Raw genomic sequence first — 9,744 nt, 5'->3', positions numbered from 1 at the left:
CTGGTCAGAGTCAGAAGCTGAGCTTTAGTCCCACCCACCCCTTCAAGTCTAAACATACAAGCGAGCCTGCTCGAAAGCGTCGGCCCAGGCAGCCTAAATCTTCAAGCCTTCTGCTCAAACGCCACATAAATTTTGCGGCACGGCTCCAGCACTTCCCAAGTGCCCCGGAACCCGGCAGGAATCACGAAGCGGTCACCCGCGCGCAGGGTTTTGCTGTTGCCGTCGTTGTCGCGCAGCACCGAAACCCCTTGAACGATTTCGCAGTACTCGTGTTCGGTGAAGTTCACCGTCCATTGCCCGACTTCGCCTTCCCAAACGCCAGCATTCAACTGCCCGCAAGGGCTGTTGTAGTGGTTGTACACCGCTTGCTCGGGATCGCCCTTGAGGACTTTCGCCGGGTCTGGCCGATAGCGCTCGGGCGCTGTCGTGGCCTGGCTGAAGTCGACGACATCCTGGATATTCATTGTTGTAATTTCCCGTGATTGCCTGAAAAGAATAAAGTCTATGTTTATTAAAATGAACATCGCAAGGCCGTTTGACGGCCTTATGTCAAATATATTGAAACATGAGGGGTGGCTGGTTTAGGGTGACGGTTGCCTTGGGCCGAAAAGCAGGCTGGCCGGGCAGAATTCCTGACAGCGCCCGCGAAGACCGCGCAGCGTTCGTATTCAATAAGAGGAGGACACTCGAATGACCACCCTGACTCGTGCCGACTGGGAACAACGGGCTCGCGATCTGAAGATCGAAGGCCGCGCCTACATCAATGGCGAATACACCGACGCTGTCTCCGCCGAGACCTTCGAGTGCATCAGTCCGGTCGATGGCCGTCTGCTGGGCAAGATTGCCAGCTGTGATGCCGCCGACGCCCAGCGCGCTGTTGAAAACGCTCGCGCCACCTTCAATTCCGGCGTCTGGTCGCGCCTGGCGCCGGCCAAACGCAAAGCCACCATGATCCGCTTCGCCGGCCTGTTGAAGCAGAATGCTGAAGAGCTGGCGCTGCTTGAAACCCTGGACATGGGCAAGCCGATCAGCGATTCCCTGTACATCGACGTTCCCGGCGCGGCGCAAGCCCTGAGCTGGAGCGGCGAAGCCATCGACAAGATCTACGACGAAGTCGCGGCCACTCCGCACGATCAACTGGGTCTGGTCACGCGCGAGCCGGTCGGTGTCGTGGGCGCCATCGTGCCGTGGAACTTCCCGCTGATGATGGCCTGCTGGAAACTCGGTCCGGCACTGTCCACCGGTAACTCGGTGATCCTCAAGCCGTCGGAAAAATCCCCGCTGACTGCCATCCGCATCGCGGCACTGGCCGTTGAAGCCGGCATTCCGAAAGGCGTGCTGAACGTGCTGCCGGGTTACGGTCACACCGTCGGCAAGGCCTTGGCCCTGCACAACGATGTCGACACGCTGGTGTTCACCGGTTCGACCAAGATCGCCAAGCAACTGCTGATTTACTCGGGCGAGTCGAACATGAAACGCGTCTGGCTCGAAGCCGGCGGCAAGAGCCCGAACATCGTGTTCGCCGATGCACCGAACCTGCAAGAAGCCGCCGAAGCCGCTGCCGGTGCTATCGCCTTCAACCAGGGCGAAGTGTGCACCGCCGGTTCGCGCCTGCTGGTCGAGCGTTCGATCAAGGATACATTCCTGCCACTGGTGATCGAGGCCCTGAAAACCTGGAAGCCGGGCAACCCGCTGGACCCGGCGACCAACGTCGGCGCGCTGGTCGATACCCAGCAGATGAACACCGTGCTGTCCTACATTGAGTCCGGTCATGCCGACGGCGCCAAACTGGTGGCCGGTGGCAAGCGCACGCTTCAGGAAACCGGTGGTACTTACGTTGAGCCAACGATTTTCGACGGCGTGAGCAACGCGATGAAAATCGCCCAGGAAGAGATCTTTGGCCCGGTGTTGTCGGTCATCGCTTTCGACACCGCCGAAGAAGCCGTTGCGATTGCCAACGACACGCCGTACGGCCTCGCCGCAGCGGTGTGGACCAAGGACATCTCCAAGGCTCACCTGACCGCCCGTGCACTGCGTGCCGGTAGTGTTTGGGTCAACCAATACGACGGCGGCGACATGACCGCGCCGTTTGGTGGCTTCAAGCAGTCGGGTAACGGCCGCGACAAGTCGCTGCACGCGTTCGACAAGTACACCGAGCTGAAGGCGACCTGGATCAAGTTGTAAGTCGGTTTTCTTGACGACGTAGATCCCTTGTGGGAGCGGGCTTGCTCGCGAAGGCGCCGTAACAGCCAACGATGATGTTGGAGGTGATGGCCTCTTCGCGAGCAAGCCCGCTCCCACATTTGTTTTGTGGTGTGCCGAAAAATAATATCCACAGGAGCGTGGAACATGCGTTGGGCGACTTATTTCGCCGTGTTGGCGTCTGTCTTGAGTGTCGGCCTGGCCCTGGGCGTCAGCATGCCGCTGGTGTCGTTTCGCCTGGAAAGCTGGGGCTACGGCTCATTTGCCATCGGCGTAATGGCGGCGATGCCGGCCATTGGCGTGTTGCTGGGGGCGAAGATCTCCAGCCACCTGGCCGCACGCTTGGGCACGGCGAATCTGATGCGTCTGTGCCTGTGGGCCGGGGCGTTATCCATCGGCTTGCTGGCGTTGATGCCGAGCTACCCGATCTGGCTGCTGTTGCGCCTGATGATCGGGGTGATCCTGACGCTGGTGTTTATCCTTGGCGAAAGCTGGATCAACCAGCTCGTAGTCGAACAGTGGCGTGGGCGGCTGGTGGCTCTTTATGGCTGCAGTTATGCCCTGAGCCAGCTCGCCGGCCCGGTGCTGCTGGGCGTTCTCGGCACGGAGCACGATTACGGTTTTTGGGTCGGTGTCGGCTTGCTAACGACGGCACCGCTCCTGTTGTTGGGTCGCAGCGGTGCGCCGAGCAGTGAGGCGAGCAGCGTGACCTTCGGTGATTTGCTGACCTTCTGCCGTGGCCTTCCGGCGATTGCCTGGGCGGTGTCGCTGTTCGCCGCCTTCGAAGCGATGATCCTGACCTTGTTGCCGGTGTATTGCCTGCGTCAGGGTTTCACCACGGAAATCGCCTTGGCGATGGTCAGTACCGTGGTGGTCGGTGATGCGTTGCTGCAATTGCCGATTGGTGCACTGGCGGATCGCCTGTCACGGCGCACGCTGTTCACGGGGTGCGCGGTGGTGTTGCTGGTGTCGAGCCTGGCGATTCCGTTGCTGATCGATACGTTGCTGATCTGGCCGTTGTGGGTGCTGTTTGGTGCCAGTGCTGGCGGTTTGTTTACCTTGTCACTGATCCTGATCGGCGAGCGTTATCGCGACGATGCGCTGGTGCGCGCCAATGCGCATATCGCGCAGCTGTGGGGGATTGGATGTCTGGTCGGGCCGTTGGCGGCGGGGGCGGGGAGTCAGTGGATCAGTGGGCATGCGCTGCCGTTGCTGATGGCGGCCGGTGCGTTTGGGCTGGTGATTCTGCTGATGCGCCAAGGTGCGTTTGGCGCAGTGCAGCCGGCCTAAAGGCGAACACCAACCTGTGGCGAGGGAGCTTTTGTGGCGAGGGGGCTTGCCCCCGTTGCGCTGCGCAGCAGTGCCAAACACTGCCATTGCATTCTGCATGGGCCTCTATGCCGGTTGATTTTGCGACGGCTGCGCAGCCGAACGGGGGCAAGCCCCCTCACCACAAAGGCTCGTTCCTACAGAGATTTTTATCGCTTGTTAGAGCATCCGCTCCAGGCCAACCGTGGTGCTCATCCACGCATTGAACCGTCGCCACCAGCTCCCCGGTTCCTTGGTCAGGGTGTGCAGTTTGCCGTCGTCTTCAGTGACCCAAACCACCTTGCCATCCTCCAGTTTCGCCTCATAGCTCAGCGGTGGCGCCATGCCTTGCATGGCCAAATCGCGCACATGCGCGGCCAGTTCGGGGCTGTCCACCAGCACCCCGACTTCGGTGTTCCACAGCACCGAGCGCGGATCGAAATTGAACGAGCCGACGAAGGATTTCTGCTGATCGAAGATCATCGCCTTGCTGTGCAGGCTGGAGTCGGAGCCTTGGTAAGCGGGGCGGCCGAAGAAGTGCGGTCCACTGCCGCTGCCGCCCCCTTCACCCGGTTGACGCCGTAGTTCGAACAACTTCACGCCGTGCTCCAGCAGCGCTTTGCGATAGGGCGCATAGCCGCCGTGCACGGCCGGTACGTCGGTGGCCTCCAGCGAATTGGTCAGCAAACTCACGGAGACCCCGGCATCGGCGCGACCCGTCAGGTACACGAGGCCCGGTTGGCCGGGCACGAAGTAGGCCGAGATCATGATCAGCTCTTTGCTGACGCCCCTCAGCTCGGGCGCCAGTTGCGTCGTCAGCAACAAGTGTGGGTCCGGCTCGCCGTCGGCCAGCACCTTGCTCGGGGCATCCCACAACGCTTGGCTCCAGGCCCAGATCAGCTCCCGGCGCCAGATGTCCAGGCGCGGGTGCGTCTTGAACGTCATCAGTTGTTGATACAGCGCGTGGTTCTGTTTGCGCGTGTCGTCCAGCGATTCTTCCAGGCGGGTCCGGGTGTTTTCCAGGTCCTTGGCGGTCGGTTTGCTGGAGAGGAATTGTTCAATCGGTTTGCTCAGCGCGCTGTTCCAGTACTGATCAAAACTGTGCCCCAGTTGTTCGGCCACCGGGCCGACGCCAAGCATGTCGATGTCGGTGAAGTTCAGGTTGGGCTCGGCATCGAAATACTCGTCACCCAGATTGCGTCCACCCACGATCGCCATGCTGTTGTCGGCCAGCCACAACTTGTTGTGCATGCGCCGGTGTTGCTGCGACAGGTTGAACAGTCGCCCCATGGCTCGCGTCACGCCGGTGCTGCGACCCAGGTGCAACGGGTTGAACACGCGGATCTGAATGTTCGGGTGTGCTGCGAGGGTGGCGATGATCTGGTCCAGGCCGTCACTGGTGGTGTCGTCGAGCAGCACCCTGACGCGTACGCCGCGATCAGCCGCTTTGAGCAGTTCTTCCACGAGCATCCGCGTGCTGATGCCGTCATGCACGATGTAGTACTGCAAATCGAGGCTGCTTTGTGCGTTGCGGATCAGCTCGGCGCGGGCGGTGAAGGCCTCGGTGCTGTCGGACAGCAGGCGAAAGCCCGACTGGCCCTGATGCGGCGCAGCCTGCGCCTGGACCGAGCGGCCGAACGCCGAGTCACTGGCGGGCAGCGCCTGACTGGCCTGACGCTGAACGTCAACGCTGGCGCAGCCGCTGAGGAACGAGGCGAAGAGCAGAGCAGCGAGCAGGTTTTGTCTGACTCTCACGTGGGATCGTTCCGATTGGCGGCAGGTGTCGGCATATGGACGCTGGTTTCCCGAGAAAAGTCAGTCAGTGATGCGGTCAGTTTCGGCTAACAGTTTGATAGCCAGGGCTCCGACCTTGCGCACCGCTTCTTCGATCTGCGGTGTTGGCTTGGCAGCGTAGTTCATGCGCAGGCAGTTGCGGTACTTGCCCGAGGCAGAAAAGATGCTGCCCACGGCAATCTGTACGCCTTGATCGTGCAGCGCACGATTCAGTTTCAGGGTGTCGAAGCTTTCCGGCAGCTCCACCCACAGCATGAAGCTGCCTTGCGGGCGACTGGCGCGGGTGCCGGCCGGAAAGTAGCGGGTGACCCAGTCGATCATCACGTCGCGATTGCGTTGGTATTGCGTGCGCATCCGCCGCAAATGAGGCTCGAAGTGCCCGGCCTTGAGAAACTCGGCAATCGCAATCTGCGGTTGTGGCGCGGTGGAGCCGGTGCTGATGTATTTCATGTGCAGCACCCGTTCCAGATACCGGCCGGGCGCGACCCAGCCAATGCGCAATCCGGGGGCCAGGGTCTTGGAAAACGAACTGCACAGCAGCACGCGACCGTCCTCGTCGAAGGACTTGATCGTCCGCGGGCGTGGATAGGTGTAGGCCAGTTCGCCATACACATCGTCCTCGATGATCGCCACGTCAAAACGCTGTGCGAGCGTCAACAACGCGCGTTTGCGTGACTCGGGCATGATGTAGCCCAGCGGGTTGTTGCAGTTGGGGGTCAACTGTATGACTTTGATCGGCCACTGTTCCAGGGCCAGTTCGAGCGCATCGAGGCTAATGCCGGTGATCGGGTCGGTGGGAATTTCCAGGGCTTTCATGCCCAGCCCCTTGAGAGTTTGCATGGCGCCGTGAAAGCTCGGCGAGTCCACGGCCACAATGTCCCCCGGCTCGCAGATCGCACGGATGCTGGTGGACAGCGCTTCGTGGCACCCGGTCGTGACCACCAGATCGCTGGCGCTCAACTGGCACCCGGAATCGAGCATCAGGCGCGCAATCTGCTCGCGCAGTTCGAGGGTGCCGTGGATGTTGTCGTAATACAGACCGGGCATATCTTGTCGACGGCTGATACGCGCGAGGTTTCGCAGTAGCGGTTTCATGGTCGGTGTGGTGATGTCCGGCATGCCGCGACCCAGTTGCACGACATCCTTGCGCGGCACCGCGCGAATCAGTTCCAGCACCTGATCCCACTGCGAAATATCCACCGGCCGCTGGGCCGGACGCCCAATGGCCGGCAGCTCCGGCAGTTCGCGACCCACCGGCACGAAATAGCCCGATTTGGGTTTTGGCGTCGCCAGGCCACTGTCTTCCAGCACGCGATAGGCCTGCTGCACGGTGCTCAGGCTGACCCCGTGTTCAACGCTCAACGCCCGCACCGAGGGCAGCCGGTCACCGGGGCGATAGAAGCCCTGTTCGATACGCGTGCCGAGCAATTCGGCGAGGTTGACGTAAAGGGTCATGGTGCAGTCTCGCTGTGGGTGATTCGGTAAACCAATACAGATCGAGGTAAAAATCAGGATTCAGACACAGAAACGCAAAATCTGTATGGAATTAATACTTGCTCGTTGAATCTGTAATGCTTTTCGTCGTCCACGCATCATGAAAGCTCTGGCTACCCAAGTAAACAGGAGCAATCAAAATGAACGGCTTGAGCGATGTGCGGCTGACGTTACACAGTCAGGAACTGGTGAGAGGGCAGGAAAACGGTACGCGTGAGGCGCTGATGCGCAACGCACCGTCCGGCCTGGGTCGCTGGGGTCTGTTCTGGCATCGTCTGCACACGCGCAAGGCGTTGCTGGCGCTGACGCCGGAGCAGCTCAGGGATGTGGGGCTGACGCGGGAACAGGCGCGGGAGGAGGGGCTCAAGCCTTTCTGGAGGATCTGATTTTTGTGGTGTTCTTTAAACCGATTCGCGAGCAAGCCCGCTCCCACATTTAATTGCATTCTCATGGGCGACTCGGTCAAATGTGGGAGCGGGCTTGCTCGCGAAGGCGCCCGAAAGAGCGACATCAACCCCTCAGACCAACTCCTTAAGCCGATGCCACAACATCCCCAACGCCAACAACGGCGAGCGCAAATGCTTCCCGCCCGGAAAGGTGATATGCGGCACCTTCGCAAACAGATCAAACCCACCACTGTGCTGCCCGCTGATCGCCTCAGCCAACAACCTGCCCGCCAGATGCGTGGCATTCACCCCATGACCGGAATAGGCTTGGGCGTAATACACATTCGGCTGGTCTTTAAGCTGGCCAATCTGCGGCAGGCGGTTGGCGCCGATGCCGATCATCCCGCCCCATTGATAGTCGATCTTCACCGAGCCCAGTTGCGGGAACACTTCCAGCATCTTCGGTCGCATGTACGCGGCGATGTCTTTCGGATCGCGACCTGAATAGTGGCAGGCGCCCCCAAACAACAAGCGCCGGTCCGCCGAGAGCCGGTAGTAATCCAGAGCTACGCGCTGATCGCAGACCGCCATGTTCTGCGGCAGCAGTGAATGGGCCAGTTCTTCGCTCAACGGTTCGGTGGCGATGATGTAGCTGCCGGCCGGCAGCACTTTCCCGCTGAGTTCGGGGTTGAGCTGGTTAAGGTAGGCGTTGCAGCCCAGCACCAGCGTCTTCGCGCGGACCGAGCCTTGGGCGGTGTGGACCTTGATCTCGGGGCCGTAATCGATGCGGGTGACCGTCGAGTGTTCAAACAGTACCGCCCCCATTTCCTCGGCCGCCGCTGCTTCGCCCAGCGCCAGGTTCAGCGGATGCAGATGCCCGGAGCCCATGTCGATCAGGCCGCCGACGTAACGCTCGGAACCCACCACCGAGTGCATTTCATTGGCCTGCAGCAGTCGCGTTTCATAACGGTAACCGAGGCTGCGCAGTTCTTCGGCATCTTCGGCGAAACCTTCGAGATCGCGGGGTTTGTTGGCCAGGTCGCAGTAACCCCAGGTCAGGTCGCAAGGAATCTGAAAACGCGCGACGCGCTGGCGGACGATTTCCACCGCCTCCAGGCCCATGAGTTTCATCTGGCGCACGCCGTCGGTGCCGATCACGTTGGCGAATTGATCAAGGCCATGACCGACGCCGCGAATCAACTGTCCGCCGTTGCGCCCGCTGGCGCCCCAGCCGATCTTGTGGGCTTCGAGCAGGATGACATTCAAGCCATGTTCAGCCAGTTCCAGCGCAGTGTTCAGCCCGGAAAACCCGCCACCAACCACGCACACATCCGCCACCAGATCACCCCTGAGCGCCGGATAATCGGGCTGCGGAAGGCTGCTGGCGGCGTAATAAGAGGCAATGTGCTGGTGACTTTGAGCGGATGGCTGAGCACCGGCGTTCATGGGCGTGTTCCCGATTCTGGCGTCTTGAAAAGTTGACGGAGCATAAGCCGGACCTTCTGGCGCGGGCAACATTGGTCGGCTGCTGCTGTATGGATCGGCGCCTTTGCTGCAGAATCGCGCTCTATTCCGCTTTTGGTCACTGCTTCAAATGAGCTGCAACAGTCAGAAAATCCGTACGCTTCGACAGCAGATCCCCTCGTTCGAGTGCGTGCCCGGCTGCCATGACTGCTGTGGGCCTGTGACCACCTCGCCGGAAGAAATGTCTCGCCTGCCGCGCAAGACCCGCGCCGAGCAGGACGCGGCGATGGATGAACTCAATTGCGTGCACCTGGGGCCGAACGGTTGCACGGTGTATGACGAGCGCCCGTTGATTTGCCGATTGTTCGGCACCACCAAGACCTTGCCATGCCCGAATGGGCGGGGGCCGGTGGAGTTGATTCATCCGCGGGTGGAGAAGCAGATTCATGAGTACATGGCGTCTACTCGGCAAGTGTTGGTCTAGATGGTCCGAGTCGCCTGCATTCGCGAGCAAGTCGAAGGGGCCAGATCAGGCACCACAAACCCTCAATCCGGAATCGGCAAACTCAAGCTCTCTTTCACCTCTTCCATCACGATATAGCTCTTTGACTCGCGCACATGCGGCAGCTTGAGCAGGATGTCCCCCAGCAGCTTGCGGTACGAGGCCATCTCGGAAATCCGCGCCTTCACCAGGTAGTCGAAATCCCCTGACACCAAGTGGCACTCCAGCACATGGGGCAGTTTCAGCACCGCGCGTCGGAACTCTTCGAAGGTATCCCCGGATTTGTAGTCCAGGCTGATCTCGACGAACACCAGCAGACTACCCTTCAAATGCTGCGGATTGAGCCGGGCGTTGTAGCCCATGATGATCCCTTCCCGCTCCAGGCGCCGCACCCGCTCAGTGCAAGGCGTGGTGGAGAGCCCGACCTTTTCCCCCAGCTCCGTGAACGAGATGCGTCCGTCCGCTTGCAGGATCCGCAGGATGTTGCGGTCGATCTTGTCCAGCTCTCGTTTGGTCTGAGTGTTGGTACGCATAGGGGATGCGCCTCCGTGAAAAGGGTTTTTGCCGAGAATTGTCGCCAAATATAGCTGCTTA

The 9,744-nt window shown here is 60.6% G+C and carries 9 protein-coding genes; 4 read left to right on the top strand and 5 right to left on the bottom strand.

What is annotated here, in order from left to right:
• Window positions 1–101: 101 nt before the first annotated feature.
• Window positions 102–464: a cupin domain-containing protein gene (locus BK660_RS20995; RefSeq protein WP_027926358.1), complete on the bottom strand. Its 363-nt coding sequence runs from the start codon at window positions 462–464 to the stop codon at window positions 102–104.
• A 226-nt stretch (window positions 465–690) separates the two neighbouring features.
• Between BK660_RS20995 and BK660_RS20990 the strand changes: the two genes are divergently transcribed.
• Together BK660_RS20990 and BK660_RS20980 are read left to right on the top strand one after the other, a co-directional pair.
• Complete coding sequence (locus BK660_RS20990) at window positions 691–2,184, top strand: aldehyde dehydrogenase (RefSeq protein WP_123434911.1); 1,494 nt, start codon at window positions 691–693, stop codon at window positions 2,182–2,184.
• 165 nt (window positions 2,185–2,349) lie between these two features.
• On the top strand, window positions 2,350–3,492 hold the full coding sequence (locus BK660_RS20980; RefSeq protein ID WP_123434910.1) for an MFS transporter: 1,143 nt from the start codon (window positions 2,350–2,352) through the stop codon (window positions 3,490–3,492).
• A gap of 198 nt (window positions 3,493–3,690) precedes the next feature.
• Here BK660_RS20980 and BK660_RS20975 read toward each other — a convergent pair whose 3' ends face one another.
• Both BK660_RS20975 and BK660_RS20970 read right to left on the bottom strand, forming a co-directional pair.
• Entirely contained in the window at window positions 3,691–5,265 is a 1,575-nt protein-coding gene (locus tag BK660_RS20975; protein WP_123434909.1) for a phospholipase D family protein, read from the bottom strand.
• A gap of 60 nt (window positions 5,266–5,325) precedes the next feature.
• Window positions 5,326–6,759 carry an aminotransferase-like domain-containing protein gene (locus BK660_RS20970; RefSeq protein WP_123434908.1) on the bottom strand — a complete coding sequence of 478 codons (1,434 nt, stop codon included), beginning with the start codon at window positions 6,757–6,759 and terminating at the stop codon, window positions 5,326–5,328.
• Between the two features lie 179 nt (window positions 6,760–6,938).
• Here BK660_RS20970 and BK660_RS20965 point away from each other — a divergent pair, with 179 nt between their 5' ends.
• On the top strand, window positions 6,939–7,184 hold the full coding sequence (locus BK660_RS20965) for a DUF1127 domain-containing protein (protein WP_123434907.1): 246 nt from the start codon (window positions 6,939–6,941) through the stop codon (window positions 7,182–7,184).
• A gap of 132 nt (window positions 7,185–7,316) precedes the next feature.
• Here BK660_RS20965 and BK660_RS20960 read toward each other — a convergent pair whose 3' ends face one another.
• On the bottom strand, window positions 7,317–8,630 hold the full coding sequence (locus BK660_RS20960) for an NAD(P)/FAD-dependent oxidoreductase (protein ID WP_123434906.1): 1,314 nt from the start codon (window positions 8,628–8,630) through the stop codon (window positions 7,317–7,319).
• 148 nt (window positions 8,631–8,778) lie between these two features.
• Between BK660_RS20960 and BK660_RS20955 the strand changes: the two genes are divergently transcribed.
• Window positions 8,779–9,132 (top strand): YkgJ family cysteine cluster protein, encoded by a 354-nt coding sequence (locus tag BK660_RS20955; protein WP_007947437.1) that lies wholly within the window; start codon window positions 8,779–8,781, stop codon window positions 9,130–9,132.
• Window positions 9,133–9,194: 62 nt separating this feature from the next.
• On the opposite strand, the gene BK660_RS20950 is transcribed toward BK660_RS20955, so the two are convergent.
• Window positions 9,195–9,683, bottom strand: a complete 489-nt coding sequence (locus BK660_RS20950) for an Lrp/AsnC ligand binding domain-containing protein (protein WP_003177284.1) — start codon at window positions 9,681–9,683, stop codon at window positions 9,195–9,197.
• Window positions 9,684–9,744: the final 61 nt, after the last annotated feature.

The sequence above is a fragment of the Pseudomonas brassicacearum genome (assembly GCF_003732265.1).
Classification (GTDB): Bacteria; Pseudomonadota; Gammaproteobacteria; order Pseudomonadales; family Pseudomonadaceae; genus Aquipseudomonas; species Aquipseudomonas brassicacearum_D.
This window is presented reverse-complemented; position numbering and strand designations above follow the sequence as displayed.